The organism is Croceitalea sp. P059 (assembly GCF_031846365.1).
In the GTDB taxonomy this organism is placed as follows: Bacteria; Bacteroidota; Bacteroidia; order Flavobacteriales; family Flavobacteriaceae; genus Croceitalea; species Croceitalea vernalis.
In genome coordinates this window covers 809392-832287 of record NZ_JAVRHW010000002.1, presented here as the reverse complement: position 1 = coordinate 832287, position 22896 = coordinate 809392, and the positions used below count along the sequence as shown (strand labels likewise).

At 35.3% G+C, this 22896-nt stretch carries 20 protein-coding genes; 14 read left to right on the top strand and 6 right to left on the bottom strand.

From position 1 onward, the window contains the following. The first annotated feature begins 57 nt into the window (after nucleotides 1-57). The 7 genes from RM542_RS10065 (at nucleotide 58) to RM542_RS10035 (ending at nucleotide 10876) form a co-directional block, all read left to right on the top strand. Complete coding sequence (locus RM542_RS10065) at nucleotides 58-3162, top strand: TonB-dependent receptor (protein WP_311385622.1); 3105 nt, start codon at nucleotides 58-60, stop codon at nucleotides 3160-3162. 13 nt (nucleotides 3163-3175) lie between these two features. Next, nucleotides 3176-4624 (top strand): RagB/SusD family nutrient uptake outer membrane protein, encoded by a 1449-nt coding sequence (locus RM542_RS10060; RefSeq protein WP_311385621.1) that lies wholly within the window; start codon nucleotides 3176-3178, stop codon nucleotides 4622-4624. Between the two features lie 62 nt (nucleotides 4625-4686). Beyond that, on the top strand, nucleotides 4687-6600 hold the full coding sequence (locus RM542_RS10055; RefSeq protein ID WP_311385620.1) for a PKD domain-containing protein: 1914 nt from the start codon (nucleotides 4687-4689) through the stop codon (nucleotides 6598-6600). A gap of 123 nt (nucleotides 6601-6723) precedes the next feature. Then, nucleotides 6724-7638 carry a polysaccharide lyase family 7 protein gene (locus RM542_RS10050; RefSeq protein WP_311385619.1) on the top strand — a complete coding sequence of 305 codons (915 nt, stop codon included), beginning with the start codon at nucleotides 6724-6726 and terminating at the stop codon, nucleotides 7636-7638. Between the two features lie 182 nt (nucleotides 7639-7820). Continuing rightward, nucleotides 7821-8528: a FadR/GntR family transcriptional regulator gene (locus tag RM542_RS10045; RefSeq protein ID WP_311385618.1), complete on the top strand. Its 708-nt coding sequence runs from the start codon at nucleotides 7821-7823 to the stop codon at nucleotides 8526-8528. Nucleotides 8529-8745: 217 nt separating this feature from the next. After that, a complete protein-coding gene (locus RM542_RS10040; RefSeq protein WP_311385617.1) occupies nucleotides 8746-10047 on the top strand; it encodes an MFS transporter in 1302 nt (433 codons plus the stop codon). Nucleotides 10048-10111: 64 nt separating this feature from the next. After that, nucleotides 10112-10876, top strand: a complete 765-nt coding sequence (locus tag RM542_RS10035; protein ID WP_311385616.1) for an SDR family NAD(P)-dependent oxidoreductase — start codon at nucleotides 10112-10114, stop codon at nucleotides 10874-10876. Nucleotides 10877-10949: 73 nt separating this feature from the next. On the opposite strand, the gene RM542_RS10030 is transcribed toward RM542_RS10035, so the two are convergent. Beyond that, nucleotides 10950-11975 carry a LacI family DNA-binding transcriptional regulator gene (locus RM542_RS10030; RefSeq protein ID WP_311385615.1) on the bottom strand — a complete coding sequence of 342 codons (1026 nt, stop codon included), beginning with the start codon at nucleotides 11973-11975 and terminating at the stop codon, nucleotides 10950-10952. A 145-nt stretch (nucleotides 11976-12120) separates the two neighbouring features. On the opposite strand from RM542_RS10030, the gene RM542_RS10025 reads away from it, so the two are divergent. The 4 genes from RM542_RS10025 (at nucleotide 12121) to trxB (ending at nucleotide 16296) form a co-directional block, all read left to right on the top strand. After that, on the top strand, nucleotides 12121-13167 hold the full coding sequence (locus tag RM542_RS10025; RefSeq protein ID WP_311385614.1) for a sugar kinase: 1047 nt from the start codon (nucleotides 12121-12123) through the stop codon (nucleotides 13165-13167). Between the two features lie 9 nt (nucleotides 13168-13176). Then, nucleotides 13177-13845, top strand: a complete 669-nt coding sequence (locus RM542_RS10020) for a bifunctional 4-hydroxy-2-oxoglutarate aldolase/2-dehydro-3-deoxy-phosphogluconate aldolase (RefSeq protein ID WP_311385613.1) — start codon at nucleotides 13177-13179, stop codon at nucleotides 13843-13845. 4 nt (nucleotides 13846-13849) lie between these two features. After that, on the top strand, nucleotides 13850-15121 hold the full coding sequence (locus RM542_RS10015) for a divalent metal cation transporter (protein ID WP_311385612.1): 1272 nt from the start codon (nucleotides 13850-13852) through the stop codon (nucleotides 15119-15121). Between the two features lie 206 nt (nucleotides 15122-15327). Beyond that, nucleotides 15328-16296, top strand: coding sequence for a thioredoxin-disulfide reductase (gene trxB / locus RM542_RS10010; protein ID WP_311385611.1), 969 nt, complete (start codon nucleotides 15328-15330; stop codon nucleotides 16294-16296). Between the two features lie 75 nt (nucleotides 16297-16371). On the opposite strand, the gene RM542_RS10005 is transcribed toward trxB, so the two are convergent. From RM542_RS10005 to RM542_RS09985, 5 genes are all read right to left on the bottom strand, one after another. Beyond that, nucleotides 16372-16821, bottom strand: coding sequence for a hypothetical protein (locus RM542_RS10005; protein ID WP_311385610.1), 450 nt, complete (start codon nucleotides 16819-16821; stop codon nucleotides 16372-16374). Nucleotides 16822-16990: 169 nt separating this feature from the next. After that, nucleotides 16991-17713: a head GIN domain-containing protein gene (locus RM542_RS10000; RefSeq protein WP_311385609.1), complete on the bottom strand. Its 723-nt coding sequence runs from the start codon at nucleotides 17711-17713 to the stop codon at nucleotides 16991-16993. A gap of 129 nt (nucleotides 17714-17842) precedes the next feature. Next, nucleotides 17843-19633, bottom strand: coding sequence for a PspC domain-containing protein (locus RM542_RS09995; RefSeq protein ID WP_311385608.1), 1791 nt, complete (start codon nucleotides 19631-19633; stop codon nucleotides 17843-17845). 33 nt (nucleotides 19634-19666) lie between these two features. Continuing rightward, nucleotides 19667-19996, bottom strand: coding sequence for a PadR family transcriptional regulator (locus RM542_RS09990; protein WP_311385607.1), 330 nt, complete (start codon nucleotides 19994-19996; stop codon nucleotides 19667-19669). Nucleotides 19997-20186: 190 nt separating this feature from the next. Next, a complete protein-coding gene (locus RM542_RS09985) occupies nucleotides 20187-20669 on the bottom strand; it encodes a DUF4870 domain-containing protein (RefSeq protein ID WP_311385606.1) in 483 nt (160 codons plus the stop codon). A 170-nt stretch (nucleotides 20670-20839) separates the two neighbouring features. Here RM542_RS09985 and RM542_RS09980 point away from each other — a divergent pair, with 170 nt between their 5' ends. The 3 genes from RM542_RS09980 (at nucleotide 20840) to RM542_RS09970 (ending at nucleotide 22883) form a co-directional block, all read left to right on the top strand. Further along, nucleotides 20840-21295 carry a DUF4442 domain-containing protein gene (locus RM542_RS09980; RefSeq protein WP_311385605.1) on the top strand — a complete coding sequence of 152 codons (456 nt, stop codon included), beginning with the start codon at nucleotides 20840-20842 and terminating at the stop codon, nucleotides 21293-21295. A gap of 57 nt (nucleotides 21296-21352) precedes the next feature. Then, nucleotides 21353-22150 (top strand): TIGR00266 family protein, encoded by a 798-nt coding sequence (locus RM542_RS09975; RefSeq protein ID WP_311385604.1) that lies wholly within the window; start codon nucleotides 21353-21355, stop codon nucleotides 22148-22150. A 79-nt stretch (nucleotides 22151-22229) separates the two neighbouring features. Then, nucleotides 22230-22883 (top strand): DUF2461 domain-containing protein, encoded by a 654-nt coding sequence (locus RM542_RS09970; protein WP_311385603.1) that lies wholly within the window; start codon nucleotides 22230-22232, stop codon nucleotides 22881-22883. The last annotated feature ends 13 nt before the right edge of the window (nucleotides 22884-22896 follow it).

Sequence of the window (22896 nt, the reverse complement as noted above, 5' to 3'; positions counted from 1 at the left end):
GAGTTTCAAAGCACTTGAAACGAGATTAAATAACTTTTGAAATTAACTGAATAACAAATGAACTTAAAAACGAGACTATTATTAATTGTGGTGTTGCTGGTCAACATACAATTATTTGCCCAGGATACCTATAGTGTTTCTGGAACCGTAAAAGACGCAAATAGCGTTCCAATCCCTGGAGCGAATATTGTGGTTTTGAATACTACGAGAGGTACACAAACCGATTTTGATGGAAATTATACGATTTCTGTTTCTAACAGTGATGTATTACAATTTTCTTATATCGGTTATGCCACACAAACCGTTATTATTAGTGGACAAGAATCCGTTAATATTATCTTAGAAGAAGATGCCAGTCAACTTGATGAAGTTGTTGTCATTGGTTATGGTACTCAAAGAAAATCAACAGTAACAGGTTCTATATCTAAGGTTGTAAATGAAACTTTAGATCAAATAGCTGTTTCTAGGGTTGATGATGCCCTTATCGGTCAGGTATCTGGTGTTAATATACAAGCTACTAATGCCGAGGCTGGGGGTGCACCGACAATTAATATTAGAGGTGTTGGTTCTGTAAGTGCTGATACTGGACCAGCATTGGTAATTGATGGTATCGTAGTTAGTTCAGAATTTTTGGCTAACATCGATATGAACGATGTGGAGTCCTTTGAAGTATTAAAAGATGCCGCTTCGGCTTCTATTTATGGTAGTGAAGGTGCGAATGGTGTGATCTTAATTACAACCAAAAGTGGTCGTGCAGGTAAAACAAAATTTAGCTATCAGACATATACAGGTTATAAGCAAGCTCATGGTAGTGACGATTATCGCAAAGATTTGAATGATTGGGCAGCCAAAGAGCAAGCTGCTACAGGAACGCTATCTGGTGAAACCTTATACGCTTTAGATTTAGTTAATATCACAGGTATTAATAGAGATTGGCAAGATGTGTTCTTTGATGGAGGTACTGTAACTAGTCACTCTCTCTCTGCTAGAGGCGGAACAGAAAATTCAACATTCAGTGCTTCACTACGATCATTACATGATGAAGGTGTTGTAATTACAGATGATTACAAGCTATATACTGGAAACTTGAAATTTGATACTAAAGTTGGTAAAAAATTAAAGTTTGGTCTTAGGGCTTCTCCTTCTTATACGAAGCAAAGAAGATTACCAACATCGATTCATAATCCAACAAGACAATCTCCTTGGTTGCCGATATATCATACGGAAGAAACATTGCAGTTTATCAATCGTGATGTTTATCCTGATGTGGGCGTTGGAGATTATTTTTTCGAAAATCATTTAGAGAATAGAGATTATGACAATGATGGGAATACTGAGAGACCTAGAACTTCAGGAGATTCTAATCCTTATCAGCAATATGTTGAACGTCAACATTATGAGTTCAACACTAAATTATTTGGGTCTACCTATTTAAGTTATAAACTAGCTAAAGGTTTAACTGCAAAAACTTCTTTGGGGGTAACTTTGGAACAACGCAAGAGAGATAGATACGATGGTGTAAACTATCATGCTTCAGGCGCATCAAGATCTAACTATTTCTTAGAAAATAGATTTCGTACAAGGTTAATTTCTGATAATACTTTAAATTATAGTAGAACATTTGGTGATCATGATTTGAATCTATTAGGTGGTCTTACTGTACAACAACGAAAAAGTGAAGTCAGTCAAGTAGAGACTAATGGTTTTACAGATGACCGTTTAAGAAATGTTCAAGGTGGTAACCCTGACAACACAACAGTTTTTCAATCCAATATTGAAAGAAAGAAAATTGGTTACTTCGCGAGGTTAAATTATTCTTACAAGGACAAATATTTGTTTAATGCCTCTTTTAGACGTGACGGAAGTTCTGTTTTTGGTATTGACTCCAAGTGGGGTAATTTCCCTGCGGTCTCAGTAGGTTGGAATGTTGCAAAAGAAAATTTCTTATTATCTAGTGATTTAGTAAGTAATTTAAAGTTTAGAGCAAGTTACGGTTTCACAGGGTCAGAGAACTTCAATGTTGGTTCTGATGTAGAAAACACATGGCCTTACTTAGCGCTAATTCAAAATGCAAACGCAGTTGTCGATGGTAGTTTGGTAACTGGTGGTGCTCCTTTAAATATAGCGAACGCCTTGTTACAATGGGAAGCTTCGGAAGAATTGACTGTTGGATTAGATTATGGTTTTTGGAACAATCGAATCACAGGTTCAATTGACTATTATCAAAGAAATAGTGATGAATTATTACTAGAAAATCCGGTTTCTTATGTAACTGGGTTCAACAGTGGTATCGTAAACTTAGGTGAAGTTCAAAACAGAGGATTAGAATTTGAGTTAAGAACCCGTAATATAATGGGTGAAAAATTTAGTTGGAATTCAACTTTAATCGCATCTACTAATCAGAATGAGTTGTTAAGTTTTGGAGAGTCAAATAACGCTTTAATAGAAGATACATATGGTAGAAATTCACAATGGATTAACCGAATTGGTGAGCCTATTTCATCTTATTGGGGATATGTAGTGGATACTGATGCTTACGATGAAACTTCATTTAGAACTACTTATGTTGATAATCCATGGAACAGAATCAATGGTCAAGCCGATGATACTATCGTAAAAGATTTAAATGGTGATGGAATTATTACAGAAGAGGATAAAACAATTCTTGGAGATCCTTACCCAGATTTGATTTACAGTTTTACGAACGAATTTAAAATTGGTAAGATTGATGTTTCTTTTATGGTACAAGGTAGTCTAGGTGCCCAAGTAAATAATATTGGTGACCAGTATTTCTATAATTGGTTTGGTAATAGAACCAGAAGTGGTGGAGAAGCACAAGCCGTTGCAGATGGCTTAGTTCCTCATGAATCTTTTATTCAAGAAAAGGTATTAACTAGTGAAGTAATTGCAAGCGCAGATTATTTCTCACTAAGAAATGTCAATATTGGCTATAATTTTGATGAAAAAACTTTATCAAATATAGGTCTTGAAGGTTTACGAGTTTATGTTACTGGTCAAAACCTCCTTTACATAACTGCAGATGATTATCATGGTTTTAATCCAGAACATGATGACAATGGTAATATAAGAGCTTTTGGTTCACAAAGAGCTGGTACTCCTATATTCAGTACACTAACACTTGGTTTAAATATTGATTTCTAAAAAAAGAATTATTATGAAATATATAAAATATTTAGTATTCACATTGACGGTATTTTTCGTATCGTGTGATACAGACGAATTTTTAAATCCGATACCAGATACTGTAGTTGTAGAAGAATCCTTCTTTCAAACTGATGCTGATGTTGAATCTGGTTTAATAGGGATATATGATGCACTTCAAGGTGTCAATGAAAATACCGAAACTAATATTGGTAATTTCAATAGAGGCTTACAATTTGAACACCTTTTAACAGAGCATAGAACTGATAATACTAGGAACGCAACTTTAGAAGGCTCGAAATCTGATTTTCATAGATATGTTGTTGATGCAAATAATGTAGAATCAGAAGATTTTTACGCTTCGATGTTTGAAGTAATCTTTAGAGCTAATAACGTACTTAGATTTATTGATGTTGCTGATGCAAGTAATCAAGCAAAGTATACTGCTGAAGCTAAGTTTTTAAGAGCTTATGCTTATTTTAAATTAGTTAGACTGTTTAGTGATGTGCCTTTAGTTACTGAGGTTGTTGGTCCGGAGGATAATGAAACATTATTTGTTAGAGTATCTGAAGAACAAATTTACGCTCAGATTGTGGCAGACTTGCAAGAGGCAGTTAGTGTTTTAGATGATTCTTTTAAATCACGTGCTTCAAGGTCCGCTGCTCAGGGTATTTTGGCTAAGGTATATTTGACACAGCCGACTCCTAATTATACCGGGGCAGAGCAGTTATGTGAAGCAATTATAAATTCTGGTGCATTTGCATTAGAAAGTAATTACTCGGATGTATTTTATAATGAATTGAATGATGAAATAATTTTTGCAATTCAATACCAATTCGGAAATACCCTTGAAAGTCAAAGTTTCTCATCGGAATTTACTTCGTTTTCAAGACAAGGTAGAGAAGACGGTCAAAACATTGTAAATGATAATCTAGTAACTGACTTTAGTGCATTCGGTGGTGTAAGAGGTCCACAGTCTTTCATTGTTTTAGGTAGTTCTATTGAAGTTATTAAATATCTGCCAGAAGGATCAGATATATCTGTATCTCCTCCTACCTATGGTGATAATGCTCGTAATGCGGGTAACGATTATATCGCTTTACGCTACGCTGATGTGCTTTTAATGCATGTTGAAGCTACAATTGGAGCAGGATCTAGCACATCAGACTTAGGAGCCTTACAATCTTTTCAGGCTGTTAGAGATAGAGCTTTCCCTGCGACAGCACCAAACGCTATTTCAAGTGTAACTAAAGATGAGCTTTTAACTGAAAGAAGAGTAGAACTAGCCTTTGAAAATCAAAGATGGTTTGATTTATTAAGATTTGGTGTAGCCAATGATGTATTGAGTGCACATGCCCTTGAAATGGGTTATGTATATTCTGCAAGAGATTTATTGTTACCAATTCCAGCTAGAGAAATTAATCTTAGTGATGGATTATTGACTCAAAACCCTGGATATTAATATTAATATAAAAAACTATGAGATTTAAATTAAAAATATTTAGCAAAACAAAATTATTGCTGATGACCCTAATCAGCGCTAGTATTGTTGCCAGTTGTGTGGGCGATGAAATTTTTAGAGATGAATTACCTGGTTCAAATTCAAAAGCGGACACGGTTTTTCCTGAGGCTAATTTTTCTTATGCCTCTTCATCTGATGATTTTAGAACTATTAATTTCACTAACCTTTCTACAGAGTCGTTATCGTATTCTTGGAATTTTGGTAGTGGCAATACATCAACGGATCAAGACCCTTCATTTACTTTTGAAGCTGGAGAAGGTACATATCCTGTTGAACTGACAGCAACTGATGGTAATGGTATTTCAGGCACCACTTCTATTGATGTTATAGTTGTAGAAGGTCCTTTTCAGCCAATTATTTTAGAAGCTGGTTTTGAAGATGATACTTTACCTGAAGGTGGTGGTGATGGTCGAGATTCTTGGAGAAATGATATTGGAGGAGTTATTCAAATTACTGGAAGCCCTGTTACATTCGGAGATCAAGGAGCTAAACTACCTGTTCCTGCAGGTGATCGTGCTGGTTACCAAGAAATAACAGTTGATCCAGATATGAACTACGACTTAAGTTTTTGGTATACAATGCTAAGTGGTTCTTCTGACCCAAGACTGATTGTTTCAGTTTTAGGAGTGACCGAAAATGGAGGTGAATTTACTACTATAGAAGAGGTTGCAGCAGGAACAATAGCATCTGTTACAGTTACGGATGATTCGGAGCCTGATGTCTATGTTCAACAAAAATTGTCTTTTAATTCAGGGACAAATAATACAGTAGCTATATTTTTTACAAACGGAGATGTAGAAGCAAGGCTTGATGATTTTACTATTGATATAGGTGCTGAAGGGGCAGTGCCACCTTCTGTAGGTTTTAGTTCAGAGCAAAGTGAAGTAAACTTTTTAGAATATACATTTACAAATTCATCTACTGGTGCAACTGCATACGAATGGGATTTTGGTGATGGAAATATGTCAACTGAAGAATCGCCAACTCATGTTTATGCTGAGGCCGCTGAATATACAGTAACGCTTGTAGCTACTAATGAGTCTAACCTTTCCAATACCTTAGAGCAAACCATAAATATTTTGGCGCCGGTTACGGCAGGCTTTACTTATGAAGTTGATCCTGATGATTACAGAACAGTCAATTTTATGGATGCTTCTATTGATGCAGTTGAGTTATTGTGGGAATTTGGTGATGGTTTCCAATTTACAGGAATGGACCCTTCACATACGTATGATGAAGATGGTATTTATACAGTTTCATTGACAGCAACGAGTATTACTGGTAATACTGATGTTGAAACGGCAGAGATAGTGATTTCTGAAGGTTTTGTTGTGCAAGTTCTTAATGGTACATTTGATGAGTTTACTGTGAATACTGGTGATAATGCTGATGCCTGGGATATGACACCGAACTCAACAGTAGTCAATAATGATGGTGAAACTATAGATAGTCCATATGACCCACTTTGGGATAATGGCGCATTAGACTCTTGGTTAAATGGATTCTTTGGTGATGGCAGTGAACAAGCCGGTTCTACTAGTGATGGAAACAATGGTACGAGAGGAGCTAAACTAGATGAAAAAGGTCGTCGTTTGTATCAAGTAGTAACAGTCCAAGCAGGTGAGACTTATACTTTCTCTATTGATGCTAGAACTACTGCAGGAGGCATAACTTCAGAAGTATTTATTTTGAATACTCAAATCGAAGATGAGATTGCTATTAATGCTTCAAAAACAGACCCTGTAATTGATGCTTATTACGCAATACCAAATATTTTTGATACTGACGGTGATGCATATTCAACACATACTTTTGAATTCACTGCTTCAACTGGTGAGATAGTCATTTACGTTAGAAACGTAGATGTTATCGATAACTCTGCAGAGGCCTTCTTTGATAATGTTATTATTGAATAATTTTTCTAACCATTACTACTATAATAAAACCACTCGGTCTATATTAAAGACTGGGTGGTTATAGTACTAATGAAGGTTAGTTTATTACTATTTGCTTCTTTAACCCTTTGCTTATTTTATACAATGAATTTTTTTTCAAAAAAATCTATTGCGGTTTTTCTAATGTTGTTTTTAACTGCAAATCTTGTATGTCAAACGGATATTAGTAGGGATTCAAATTCGAAGACTAAAATCAGTAAGAAGAAAAAGAAGAGCAAAAAAAAGGTCAAATTACCTAATGTAGATTTAAGCCATTGGAAGGTTACTATACCAGAAGGAAAAGGTAAAGGAGGCGCAATTAGTGTTAGGCCACCTGAAATTCTAGAATATGCGAACAATGAGGTCTTAAGACCTTTCATGTACAATGATTCGGCCGTTGGTGCTATAGTTTTTCATGCCTATCCAACCAATGCAACTACTGCAAATACGAAGTATTCTAGGTCAGAACTTCGTGAACAAATGGAGCCGGGTAATGATAATGTAAATTGGACCTTTGCTCAGGGTGGTATTTTGAAAGCTAAAATGGCGATGGGTGAGGTTACTAGGGCAGATAATGGCAAATATCATAAAGTAATAATTGCTCAAATTCACGGGCGATTGACCAATGAACAGAAAGAATTAATAGGTCAAAAAGATAATAATGCTCCTCCAATATTGAAAATTTATTGGCAAAATGGTAAAATCAGGGTTAAGACCAAGGTTTTAAAATTTGCAGGAGTTGATAATAAGGGCATACTATTTAAAGAAGCGTGGACTGATGATAAAGGCAGAAATTTTGAAGAGGAAGTAGGGTTCAGAAAGTTTACAATAGAAGTGAAAGTGACTGATGGTAAAATGGTTGTTTCTTTAAATAAAAATGAATTTTTTGTTTACGATAGTCCGAGTATAAAACGTTGGGGGGTATTTGAAAATTATTTTAAAGTAGGAAACTACTTTCAAACAAGAGACGAAGGTGCTTTTGCTAGCGTGAAATTATTCGATTTATCAGTTGAACATTAATAAGATTTTGAGTTAGTTTAGTTAAGGCAAGGGCTGTAAATCAGGTAGCTATTGACGGTCCTTGTAAACTAAATAAATTTAATTAATGATATTATCGAATGCAATAGCAATATGTTGAAGTTAATTTCATAGATTTAACAAACCAATCTGGTTAACCAATTTGGTTCATTAGAATAAGCAATATGAAAGTCGAAGTTTTAACAACAAATGATAAGCGAGATATTCAGCAAAAAATTATTGCTAAACTTCGCGATTTGATTGAGTATAAAAACTTGGAACCGGGCGATAAACTGCCTTCTGAAAGAATGTTATCAGAAAAGTTCGAAGTTAGTAGAAGTAATATTAGAGAAGCGATTCAAAAATTAGAATTCTACGGTATTCTTTATTCTAAACCACAAAGTGGAACTTTTATCGCAGATATTGGTCGTACTGCAATGAGCGGTATGATGGAAGATATATTGGAGCTCGAAGAACCAGACTTTAAATCTTTAGTTGAAACAAGAATTTTACTAGAACTTAAAACCGTACGACTAGCAGCTTTAAGAAGAACAGAAGAAGATTTAAAGGCATTGCAATTAGCGCTAGATGCTTATAAGAACAAAGTTTTAAATAAAGAAGATGCTGTTGAAGAAGATTTACTATTTCATTTAGCAATTGCAAAGGCCAGTAAAAATAGCTCTATGAGCACTTTTATGTTAATCATAACACCTGAAATTATTACAAATTTTGAAAAGTATCATGTTTGTGATTCTAGTCTTTCAATGAAAGGAATTCAAGAACATGAGAACATTTTTCAGGCAATAAAAGAACAAAATCCTAAAAAAGCTAAAGAGATGATGAAAGTTCATTTTAAAGTTTTATATCAATATTGTTACCATACAAATAATTAAATAGAGTATGCTGAGGACAATTTTTGCACGATTTTGTTTTCAGTAAAAAAAATATAGGAGGTAAGTAAGACTTGGCGAATAGCATAATAATCAATTCTCTATAAGCAATTGTTCTAGTTTTTACTTTGTAGAAATTTTGATTCAAAGAATATATTTAGGCACTCAAAAACCTAAATCATTTCTTTAGTTGAATTGGTGAAATATTTAAAATAGTATTATGAAAACAAATGGACTTAGATGGTGGGTAGTAGGTCTTGTCGCTTTAGCTGCTGTAATTAATTATATAGACAGACAAGCTTTCGGAGCTTTGTGGCCAGATATTGCTAAAGAATTGTTTCCAAATATGGATGGTGATGGAACAAAGGCAATATATGGAACCATATCCGCCGTTTTTATATTATCATACGCTGCTGGCCAAACCATTTTCGGAAAAATATTTGATTGGTTGGGGACCAGAATTGGGTTCGCACTGTCAATTGGTATTTGGTCAATAGCAACAATGATTCATGCATTTGCAAAAGGAATGTTAAGTTTCTCAATCTTCAGGTCTATTTTAGGAATAGCAGAAGCTGGTAATTGGCCAGGTGCAGCAAAAGCTAATGCCGAATGGTTTCCTACCAAAGAAAGAGCATTTGCCCAGGGCATATTCAATTCTGGTGCAGCTATTGGAGGTATAGTTGCTTATCCTATAATAGGTCTTCTCTCAATTTATCTATCGTGGCAGGCGATCTTTATTTGTGTTGGTTTAATAGGTTTTTTATGGTTATTGCCGTGGTTATACATCGTAAAAGCCCCACCAGAAAGGCATCCTTGGCTTTCAGAGAATGAAAAAAAATATATTCTAACCGGACAACAAAATCAAGATCTTGATGAGGATGGAAACTACGATGAAGGATATAACCCAAATACAGGTAAGCTACTTCAACACAAAGAGAGTTGGGGCGTTATAATAGCCTCAGCTGCTATAGACCCAATTTGGTGGTTATTTATAGTTTGGATTCCGATTTATTTGAATGAGGTATTTGGACTTGATGTAAAAGAGATTGCATTTTCAGCATGGGTTCCTTATGTCGGGGCAATGTTGGGAGCTTGGTTTGGAGGTCTTGTAGCTCAGAACAGACTGAATGGTGGCTGGTCAGTAGATAAAACTAGAAAGATGATTATTACACTAGGTTGCCTAATCATGATTCCTTGTTTTTTTCTACTAAAATCGCCTGGATCTGCTCTGAATGCAGTAATAATAATGGCAGTACTCCTATTTGGTTTTCAAACAGCAATTGGTAATGTACAGACATTACCAAGTGATATGTTTAGCGGAAAAGTTGTAGGGACTTTATCTGGATTTGCGGGTACAGCCGCAAAATTGGGTGCCTTTGGACTTACCGCCTTAATACCAATAATCACTAAAGGTGGAAATTATACTCCTGCGTTTTTAGTTGGTGGTGCTTTGGCTGCAATTGCTTTAATGGCTGTTTGGATTTTATGCCCTAGAATAGCTCCATTAAAGCCTAAAGATTGATTAAGGAGTGTAACTGATAAACAAAAAATTTGAAATTAATAATAAAGAAACATAATTAAATAATATGAGTACAAACGAAGGAAAGATTGCTATAGTAACGGGAGCTACAGGTGGTATAGGATTCGAAGTTGCGAAACGATTAGGTCTAGATGGGTATACTGTTGTATTAAACGGTATTGAAGATGAGGCTGGAGCTGAGCGAGTTAAGGAATTAACTGGTCATGGTATAAAAGCGGAGTATTATGGTTTTGATGTCACAAGCGAAGCTGCTGTAACAGAAAACATCACTAAGATAGGAGAGAAGTATGGTAAAATAGATGTTTTGGTTAATAACGCTGGTGGCTTAGGAGGTCGTTCAAGATTTGAAGAAATGACGACAGACTTTTACAGATTTGTGATGGCTTTAAATCTTGATTCAGTATTTTTTGCATCAAGAGCTGCGATACCTTTTCTTAAAAAAGGAGAGCATCCCTCGATTATAAATTATACTTCAAATGCCGGCTGGACGGCTGGCGGTCCTGGTGCAGGAATTTATGGTACGTCAAAAGCAGGAGTACATGCCATCACAAGAGCACTAGCGAAGGATTTGGCTGAATATGGTATTCGCGCCAATGCCGTATCACCAGGTACGATTGACACTCCATTTCATGCACAAATCAAAGCGACCAAGCCAGAGGTGTTTGCATCTTGGGCCAATAATATCATGTTAGGTAGATTAGGTCAACCAGAAGATGTAGCAGGAGTAATATCATTCTTAGCAAGTAAAGATGCATCTTTCATCACAGCAGAAACAATCCAAATTGGTGGAGGGCAAGCTTTAGGTATCTAATATTAAAAGTTTATATAAAAAAGGCCTTCGTAAATTTCTTATGAAGGCTTTTTAATTTTATATAAGGTGTTAATTACATCCTTTTCGACGAATCCCTTATAATCAATTCTGCATTTAAGATTATTTTGTTTAATTGTTGTTTTAAGACAGGTTTCCTCATATGTTCTAGAAAAGTTTTTGCTGCCAGCTTACCAATTTTAGAACTATGTTGCTCAACACTTGTTATTGCCGGCGAGACCATGGCTGTAAAAGGTTCATTACCAAAGCCTACAAGTGCAATCTCATCAGGCACTTTTATATTTTTTTCTTCTAGCAATTGAAGGGCTCCAATAGCTGCATAATCACTTGCAATATAAACAGCATCGGGTTTTTGTTTTAAAGACAATAATTGATTCATCTTTTCGCGACCATCTTCTTTGCTAAGACTGCTTTCAATAAGTAACTCTTGTTCTAAGGGTAAACCATGTTTTGCTATAGCATCTAAATATCCCTTTATTCTATTGTTGAATATTCTTGTATGTCGATACCCCCCTATATGTGCTATTCTTTTGCATCCTTGTGCTATTAAGTGTTCCACAATCATATGACTACTTGCATAATCATCAATTCCTATATAATCAACATTTAAATTATTTTCACCTCGATCAAATAGCAGTAATGGAATTCCTTTAGATTTAATTTTTTCATAATGCTCTAAATCAATAGTTTCATTAGCCATGGAGGCAATAATTCCATCAACTTGTGTGAATAGCAGCGTGTCTATAGTTTCACATTCTTTTTGATAAGACTCGTTAGATTGTGTAATAATGATGTTATACCCCTCTTTATTAAGAACTTCTTCCATGTTTTGGATAACAGAGGAAAAGAAATTGCTATTGGTACGTGGAACAATTACACCTACAAGATTGCTTTTTCCTTTTCGTAAGGCGCTAGCTAAATGATTAGGTTGATAATCTAATTCCTTGGCGATTTTTTTTACAGCTTCTTTAGTTTTTGAGCTAATACGAGCATCGTTATGCAATGCTTTAGAGACCGCAGCAGTGGATATTTGTAATCTTAAAGCAATATCTTTTAATGTAGTTCTTTTTTTGTTAGCCAATTTTATTTATATTTGCTTAATCGATTAAGCAAATATATCTTTTTTAAAATTGAAAATCAAAATCACACGGTTTTGATTAATTTTTGAAAATTTAGTTAAACGATTAACCAACGCAGTAAGTTCAATATAAATAACATATTTTCAAATGAAAAAAGTAGTGACCTTCGGAGAAATCATGCTAAGATTAGCACCTCCGGGATTTTTAAGATTTTCACAAGCCAATAGTTTTGATGTAGTATATGGTGGTGGTGAATCTAATGTGGCAGTTTCACTTGCTAATTATGGAGTTCCTGTCGATTTTGTAACTAGGTTACCTAAAAATGATATTGGAGCATGTGCATTAATGGAAATGCGAAAAAGAGGCGTAGGTACAGATAAAATAGTATATGGTGGTGATCGTCTTGGAATATATTTCCTAGAGACTGGTGCGGTAAGCCGTGGTAGCAAAGTGGTTTATGATCGTGCACACTCAGCAATTTCCGAAATTGAATCAGGCATGATTAATTGGGATGCTGTTTTTGAAGGTGTTGAATGGTTTCATTGGACGGGAATTACACCAGCAATTTCTCAGGGTGCTGCCGATGTTTGTCTAGAAGCAGTAAAAGTTGCAAGTGCTAAAGGAATTACCATATCAACGGATTTAAATTACCGTGCAAAACTTTGGAATTATTGTGATGACGCTCATAGAGAGAAAGTAATGACAGATATTACTTCATACTGTGATATTGTTTTGGGTAATGAAGAAGATGCAGAAAAGCATTTTGGAATTAAGCCAGAAGGTTTGGATATCACAACTCAAGGAGAGCATGTCAAGGCTGAAGCATTTTTATCTGTTTGTGAGCAAATGATGAAAAAATTCCCGAAGGCTAAAAAAGTAATAACTACTTTACGTGGCTCTATATCGGCATCTCATAATAGTTGGGCTGGAGTTTTATATGATGGAAAAACCATGTTTAAATCACCAGAATATCAAATCACAGATATTGTTGATAGAGTAGGAGGAGGAGATTCTTTTATGGGTGGACTCATTTATGGACTTTTAAAGTACCCAGAAGACGACCAAAATGCGTTAAATTTTGCAGTAGCAGCATCATGTTTAAAGCATACAATTAAAGGAGATGCTAACTTAGCTACAGTAGCAGAAGTTGAAAAACTAATGAGTGGTGATGCTTCTGGAAGGGTTGCAAGATAAATTACTATAATGGCACAATATTCAAGAATAGAAGTTGCAAAAGTGATGAAGGATAATGGAATGGTGCCGTTATTTTATCATCCAGATATTGAATTAGGAAAGAAAGTACTAAAAGCTTGCTATAATGGTGGTTCTCGATTAATGGAGTTTACTGCACGTGGAGATTTTGCTTATGAAGTATTTTTAGAATTAAATAAATATGCAATAAAGGAGTTGCCTGGAATGATAATGGGTGTTGGCTCAATTACAGATGCTGCTGCTGCTTCTCTTTTTATGCAGATGGGAGCTAACTTTATTGTAACACCTTCGCTTAGAGAAGATATTGCAATGGTTTGCAATAGAAGAAAAGTATTATGGTCACCTGGATGTGGTTCCTTGACTGAAATTAATAATGCTGAGGAATTAGGCTGTGAAATAGTTAAATTGTTTCCAGGGTCTACCTATGGACCAGGTTTCGTAAAGGCAATAAAAGGCCCTCAACCTTGGACCAGTGTAATGCCTACGGGAGGAGTTAGTACCGATGAAAGTAATTTAAAGGGATGGTTTGATGCTGGTGTTACTTGTGTAGGTATGGGTTCAAAGCTTATTAGTAAGGAGATATTAGCTAATAAAGACTTCAAGGGGCTTGAGAAAAAGGTTTCAGATACTTTAAATTTAATTTCTAAGTTAAAGTCATAATAAAATGGAAGCAACAAGCCCAAGTACATCACTTTGGAAGAAGATTCTTGGGCTTGTTCTAGCATTTGGCCCGGGTATTTTTGCAATCGGTTATACCATAGGTACGGGCAGTGTAACCTCAATGATAGTTGCAGGAAGTACTTATGGCATGCAACTGTTATGGGTATTGCTTTTAAGTTGTTTCTTTTCAGGTGTTTTAATTTATGTCTATGGCAATTATGCCTTACTTACTGGTGAAACAGCTTTGTTTGCTTTTAAAAAGCATTTGAGGTTTGGTAAACTTATTGCAATCTTGATCATTCTAGGTATTTCATTCGGGCAATGGAATTCTTTAATGGGTATTTTAGGAATATCCTCCAATATAATTTTTGAGATAATTCATATTTATTTCCCTAGCGTAGGAGACCATCAATATGAAACGGTTTTAATCGTAGCCATTACGGTAATAGCGATTTTTTACGCACTGCTATTGGTTGGTAAATACACTTTCTTTGAAAAAATCTTGGTCATTTTCGTGACGATAATGGCTTTTTCGTTCTTGATATCACTTTTTATGGTATACCCTTTACCGATAGAAGTAGCTCAAGGTTTGATACCCTCAATACCAAAAGTACAAGGCGGTCAAATGATGGTTGCTGCTTTTGTTGGAACTACTATGGCTGCTGCTACTTTTTTATCCAGACCATTGTTTGTACAAGGCAAGGGTTGGACTATTCAGCATTTAAAACAGCAAAAGAAAGATGCGATTATTGCAGCATCTCTAGTGTTTTTTATCAGTGCGACAATAATGGCTGTTGCTTGTGGTGCCTTGTACCATCAAGGGCAACCCGTAACTAAAGTAATAGATATGGTAGGGGTTTTGGAACCCGTTGCAGGAAAATTTGCACTTACTCTTTTCTTTTTTGGAACATTAAGCGCGGGACTTTCTTCCATTTTTCCTTGTCTTTTAATCGCTCCCATACTGGTTGCAGATTACCAATCTGGAAAACTAGATACCAGTTCAAAACAGTTTAGAATTATCACTTTTATTGCCTGCTTGTTTGCCTTAATCGTACCGATATTCGGAGCTAACCCTATTGAGATGCAAATTCTATCTCAAGTATTTAATGTATTTGTTCTACCACTTGTAATTATTGGCATTCTTTTATTAATAAATAATAAGAAGTTAATGGGAGAACACAAAACAAGTTTTCTAATTAATATAAGTCTCTTTGCTGCTCTATTTTTTTCATTGATTATTTCTTACAATGGAATAATGGCAATAATTGGATATTAAACTTTTTTACACCAAAATTCTATTGCACCTTTTGTGAGGCTTAAGGCTAGAATTTTGCTATACTTCGCTCAAATACCTTATTCAATATTTTTAATTTTAAGTTTTAGTAATTGTTGGTTTTTGTTCATAAGCTCTAATAACCCGATGTAAGTTTTTCATCAAAAAACCTACTTTTGTAATATTAAGAATTAGAGGATATTTATATTATGTCAGAACAAATAGAACGATTAAAAACTTTAATTATAGGATCAGGGCCTGCTGGATATACAGCAGCTATATATGCTTCCCGAGCAGATTTGAAACCAGTGATGTATACAGGTATGGAACCTGGTGGGCAGTTAACAACTACTACTGAGGTTGATAATTTTCCGGGATATCCTGAGGGAATTGATGGTCCAACAATGATGGTACAATTACAACAACAAGCAGAACGTTTTGGTACGGAAGTTCGAATAGGAATGGTGACAGCAGTTGACTTTAGTGACCAAGTTGGTGGAATTCATAAGGTTACCGTTGATGATAGTAAAGTCATAGAGGCTGAAAGCGTTATTATATCTACAGGAGCCACGGCTAAATATTTGAACATACCTAGTGAACAACGACTTAGAGGTGGAGGTGTTTCGGCCTGCGCAGTATGTGATGGTTTTTTCTATAAAGGGCAAGATGTTGCTATCGTTGGAGCAGGTGATACAGCTGCTGAAGAAGCGTCTTACCTCGCTAATATTTGTAATAAGGTTACCATGTTAGTTCGTAAAGATCATATGCGTGCTTCAAAAGCAATGCAGCATAGAGTGAATAGTCTTGATAATATAGACGTTAGATATAATACTGAAGTAGATGAAGTATTAGGTGAACAAGTAGTTGAAGGTTTACGAATGGTAAACAATCAAACAAATGAAAAGGAAGATATTGAAATAACAGGGTTGTTTATAGCCATAGGTCATAAACCCAATACAGATATTTTTAAGGGACAATTAGATATGGATGATACTGGTTATGTACTAACAGAAGGTAAATCAACAAAAACTAATAAGCCTGGTGTATTCGCAAGTGGAGATGTTCAAGACAAAGAATACCGACAAGCGGTTACTGCAGCAGGTACAGGATGTATGGCAGCTCTAGACGCAGAACGTTATTTAGCGGCTGTTGAGTCCAAGGAAGAAGTTGTTGTGTGACAAGCTAATTACTATAAAAAAATAAAAAAGCTGCATTCTAAAATGCAGCTTTTTTTGTGGGTCGTTCTTTAATTGCTAATTCAAACGCTTATAATTTTCCGAGAAAGTTCTATTTCCTTCCTCGTCCAAATTTATTTGGCTGTATCTATCATTCTTTAAATCAAGTTCAAAGATAAATTCAGTTAACGTATCTAGAGCTTTCATCATCTCGTCATCTCCATAAATTATGGTTTCATGGAGCTCATCTTCGGTAAGATAGTACGAGCCATAACCAAACCTGCCCTTCGGTTCGTTGGGTACATACCTAGACCACATAACTCTACCATTATAAAACATTTTAACCTGCCTATAACCATCAGCCTTTGGCTCAGTGCTCGATATATTAATACCGTCGTCATAGTTGTGAAAACTTTCTAGCTCCCAAGTACCTTCAATAGAATGATAATTTTCAGGTTTTGATGAGGTTAGTATTGCGGCAAAAATCAATACAAACATCATAGAACCTACGGTCAGTAATTTTTTCATGGCTCAATGTTTTAATGAAATGATTAATTCTCCTTTTAAGGTACAAAAAATCATTAAATATTTAATTTTTTAGCCAATAAATTGATAATATATTATTGATAAATCATTTCAATAAGAAAAGCCTCAAGTTCTACTTGAGGCTTTTTTAGTATGAATTAGTGATTACTTTTTAGTATTTATGAACGCTACCCGATACAGATTTCTTATGAGTAACACTAGCCTCACCGGAGTAAGAAATGTCAGCACCACTACTTGCATCAGCTGTTAAAGATTCAGAAACATTAACAGAAATGTCAGCACCACTGCTTGCATCGGCATTACATCGTTTAGTTTCTAATCCCCTCGCTTTAATATCTGAACCACTACTTGCATCAGCATAAAGCACATCGGTACGGCCAGACACTCTAATATCCGCCCCACTACTTGCTTCAGCAATTACTTCGTTAGCATTTACTTGAGCTTCAATATCAGAACCACTGCTGGCATCGAATTCAATTTTATCAGCTTTAATAACATTTTGTGCAACCAAATCTGCTCCACTTGAACTACTCAATTCTGTGATATTCGGCATGGTAACATAAATATTTTTAGTAGCTCTTCCGATATTTTCTATGGCATGTATTTTTAACCTACCATCTTTTATGTCAGTTCCGATTAAATCAATAATATTCTCATCGGCTTCAACTAAAATTTTAAATTGATCACCTTGCGTTACAAATACATCTAATCCTTCAGAAGCGTGAACTGAGGTAAAATCTCTTGTAATACCTCGAGATTCTTCGACTATTTCTCCGTTTCCTCTTTTTCCATCGCCAAAGTTTACGTCAAAGGCGCAGGAAGTCATAAATAATGCTAATAAGGCGGCTATGGCCATTCGTGCTAAAGTTGTCATGATTTTCGTTTTTTTACCCTGAACTTGTTTACGGGTTTGTTATTAATGATTGATTGAAATTCGTATTTATTTTAATTTAGTACTATTAATAAGTGCCGAGTTGTTGATTGTGTTTACTCAACTGTCGATTTAGTTGTCATCTTCTGTTTTAATTTCAACTCCGTCTTCATCCACCTTTAATTTAAAAGATTCGTTTCGGTCCTGTACGTCGATATCAATACCATCCTCATTAATGATGATTTTTCCCTTTTCATCACGGTCGTTAATTTTAATATCTATTCCATCTTCATTAATAATAATCTTTCCATCATTATCATCATCATACTCGAATGATTTTACAGGGCAATCTTGGCACTTAAGCTCACCATCGCTTCCCATAATCCAGGTATAATCTATGATGTCACTACGATAGTAGTCTCGGTCATTTTTAGTACTTCTTCCAACATGTCCACTCACATATTCTCCAAAAGAAACAATGGTTCCTTCAGGAATTAAGACAGTTGTTCTTATTTCTTGTTGTCGGGCTTTGTTTTCTGAAACGGTGGTTAAATAGTCGTCAAGTGTAATAACATTTCCATTAATATTGTAGCCATAATCAACCTTTTTGGCGCGTTCCCTTGCTTTTTCAAAGGTTGGACCATGACTATCTTTTCTAATATTTAATCGAGCTATGGTATCTTTTGATTTTTTAATATCAAAACGTACATCGTCAGATACTAAAATTGGGGTATCGTTATCGTCGTAAGCCAGCATCATTCTTCCAAAATGAACTCTGTCCATGGTTAAGTCATAATCGCTACTATTCATCTGAATAAGAATACTATCGTTATCTGCCATAACCCATTCTTCTTTCACGCTTACGCTACCTACCGTAGCAAATTCAGCTGCTTGTCTTACCGCCAGTGCAATTAAAACGCCTACAGTAACCAACCAAAGACCTAATAATGAGAACTTTGCAATATTACCAATGGACTTGAGGTTATTTACTAAAATTTTCAAGCCTAAATAAAGCAAGAAGAAAAAAGGAATACCAACAGCAAAGAATAATAAAAGTGAAACTAGCCATACTGGAGCACCCGAAGTGTTGACAATATCATAAAAGTCGAGACCTGGTAAATGAACTACGTCAATAATACCAACTGTAAAAAGACCTATGAATAGTCCAATTAAGGTTGAAGCACCCACTATAATCAATAAAATACCAATGAATTTACCAAATACCTTAAATAGAAACATGATAATATCACCGATGGTGTCGAAAAAAGTCTTGGAGCCGCTTTTGACTTTATCGCCCATTTTGTCATAATCGACATTTTTTACTTTGTCGGCAACATCATCAAACCCCTCTTTAACTTTGCGTTCTATATTGCTGATGTTGATTGGCTTTCCCGTCATATCTAACTTTTGTGAAGTAGTTGACGCCTCCGGAACTAAAATCCATAAAAGTATGTATGCTATGAATCCGAACCCGGTAAAAATACCAAGTAAAAGGAATATTAAGCGAATCCAAAGCGCATCAAAGCCTAGATAATATTCAAGCCCTGAACAGACACCACCTATGTACTTTTGATCGGTATCTCTATAGAGTTTTTTTACTCGTGAAGTTGAAGTTGTTTTGGAACTTGAAGATTTTGGTTGGTCTTCAAAAATATCTTCATCTACCATGTAGTCCTCTGGTTGACCCATAATATTGATTACTGCATCAACTTCTTTTTGTGTGATTACTTGACGCTCATTTTCCATTTTTTCAAGAAAAAGCTCGGCTACTCTAGCCTCAATATCAGCTATAATTTCATCGCTGCCAGCAGTTCCTGCAAAAGATCTTTTTACGGACTCGAGATAGCGTCTAAGCTTATCATAAGCCGCATCATCTATATGAAATAGTGAGTTTGCTAAATTTATATTTACTGTCTTGTTCATTTTTTGAATATTTTTTACCGTTTATTAATCGGCTTATTTGTTGTTGGTTACCAAGTTAACTGCATTTCTAAGTTCATCCCAAGTACCGTTGAGTTCGTTTAAAAACAACTGACCTGTTTCAGTGAGCGCATAATATTTGCGTGGCGGCCCTGAAGTTGATTCTTCCCAACGATAATTGAGCAGCCCTGCATTTTTCAATCGGGTCAATAATGGGTAAATAGTACCCTCGACCACGAGCATCTTTGCGTCTTTTAAAGCTCCTAGAATTTCAGATGCATATTTGTCTTTATCTTTTAAGATAGAAAGAATGCAATACTCTAGAACCCCTTTTCGCATTTGTGCTTTTGTGTTTTCTATATTCATAATGTAAGGATTCGTATTAAATTAACTGTTCGTTTGTGCCAAACTTGTTTTGGCATCTGATTCCATCTTAGCCCTCTCCACTTCGGAGAGGGGGTATGATGGGCTTTTGGTTGATGTGATTAGCATCGGTTGATTGATGTTTTGTTCGTTTTTGATTGATGATTAAACTCCGTTTTTTTGATGGAATGTTTTATTTAATGAATTTTATGGTGAAAGGATATTTAAAGGTTTGACCTTCGTTAGTCCTTATGGTTGCCAGAATAGTATATACTACATTCACAATGACGAGTCCGGCCTGTAGCACACCAGTAATACCAGCGGGCCATAACCAACGACCAAACCGGAAGTCGTCACTGCTTAAATGAATGTTTAAATTATTGTAATCACTTAACCTATGAAACCCAAAAAAATCTCCGTTAAATAAATCTGGTAAAAATCCAATGAAAAATGGAATGCTAATTAACCCCGCTATAATGGAGTAAAGTAGCATACTTATTTGAAAATTTAAGGCTTGCTTACCATTGTAATCAACAAATTCATATTCTTTTTTATTTGCGGTCCAAAGTATTAATGGTAAAATGAAATTACCAAAAGGAATGAAGTACTTTGAAAACGTAGAAGCATGAATAATAGCAGATAGGTTTCGCTCGTGTTTAGTTAATGATTCTGTCATGATTTTTGATTGATGATTAGGTAAACCAAATAGATTACCTATTAGCTTACGATACAAATATATATCTAAAAAAAGGTACTATGCAACACATAGTACTAAATATTAACATATTATTAACATATTGAAATAGCGAATATTTTAATTACTTTTAGCGGAAATAATAAGTACATATGGCTATTAGTACCAGTAAATTCAACACTTTTACCTTTTTTAAATTACCTTCTGCTTGGTGGTGTGGTGTGCGGTTAAAACATTTAGATAACCAAAAAGCGATTGCCACTGTTACCCACCGTTGGATTAATCAAAACCCTTTTAAAAGTATGTTTTGGGCAGTTCAGGGTATGGCTGCCGAGCTTGTAACTGGGGCAATGGTTAGTGATCAAATACGCGAAAGTGGTCGTAAAATATCAATGTTAGTTCAAAATAATACAGCTAACTTTTCTAAAAAAGCTACAGGTAAAATCACATTTACCTGTGAAGACGGACATTTAATTGCTGATGCAATTCAAAAAACTATTGAGACTGGAGAGGGCCAAAAGTTTTGGATGAAGTCCTTTGGAGCAAATAAAGATGGGGTGTTGGTTTCTACATTCAACTTTGAATGGACCGTAAGGTTAAAGAAATAGTTTGTAACAAAATATCATTTTCACTAACTAATAGCTATCAACAAAAAACTTTAAAACATGAATGCACACGAAATAGACTATGAAATTTATGGGGAAGAAATGCAATATGTCGAAATTGAACTCGACCCCCAAGAAGCGGTGGTAGCTGAAGCAGGAAGCTTTATGATGATGAATACAGATATTAAAATGGACACCATTTTCGGCGATGGCTCTAATCAAGATAGTAGTGTTCTGGGTAAAATATTTTCAGCAGGTAAGCGCATGTTGACTGGTGAAAGTTTATTTATGACTGCCTTTTTAAATATAGGTCAAGGTAAAAAGAAAGTAAGTTTTGCTTCACCATATCCAGGTAAAATATTGCCAATTGATTTATCTGAAAAGGGAGGAAAATTTATTTGTCAAAAAGATGCTTTCTTGTGCGCCGCAAAAGGTGTTTCCGTAGGTATTGAATTTTCAAAGAAATTGGGACGAGGGCTTTTTGGTGGTGAAGGTTTTATTATGCAAAAGCTAGAAGGTGATGGAATGGCTTTTGTACATGCTGGCGGAACAATGGCTAAAAAAGAATTGGCGGCTGGTGAAGTCTTAAAAGTAGATACTGGTTGTATAGTAGGTTTTTCTCATACCGTAGATTATGATATTGAATTTGTCGGAGGTATAAAGAATACGGTATTTGGGGGTGAAGGACTTTTCTTTGCTACCCTAAGAGGCCCGGGAACGGTATATGTTCAGTCTTTACCATTTAGTCGATTAGCCGGTAGAGTTTTATCGTCAATCCCTAGAGGTGGAAAGGATAAAGGCGAGGGAAGTATTTTAGGCACTCTTGGCGACATTGCAATGGGAGATCGTGGTTTTTAGAGGCTCTGTTAGTTAAAAAATTATAGGATTTCACACCCTTAAGGGCAACTTTAGGGGTGTTTTTTATTATGTTCGTTTCATGGATTTTAAAAACCAAATCAACTTTTTACAAGAGTTACAAAAGAACAACAATAAAGAATGGATGGATACCAATAGAAAATGGTATAAAGAAGTTCGCGATGATTACATAGCTTGGCTAAATGATATCAATTCAAAACTTTCTGTAATAGATGATGCTTATTATGATACACCCGGTAAAAAGGGTATCAATCGCATCAATAATAATTTAATGTTTCATCCAAATAAGCCAATATATAAAGACCATTTTGGAGCAGGATTTGATAAACGTCCGAATACTGGTGATTTTTATGTTGAGATTGGTATTGAGCGCTCTATGTTTGCCGGGGGTTTATGGAGGCCAGACCCTAAGCGATTGCGAAGTATTAGAGATGCCATTGACTATGACGGAGAAGAATTGCTTCAAATTTTAAATAAAAAATCGTTTAAAAACCTCTTTGGAGGACTATATGAAGATGTCAAATTAACCAATGCACCCAAAGGATTTTCGAATAAACATCGTCATATCGATTTATTACGAAATAAAACTTTTGCCGTTGCGATGGAATTTTCTTCAGACTTAGTTTTAAAAGATGATTTTGAAGATTATCTTATTAATGCATATAATATTATGCTGCCTTTTAGAAGATATTTGAATAAAGCAATTACCGTTTAATCTAATAAACCTT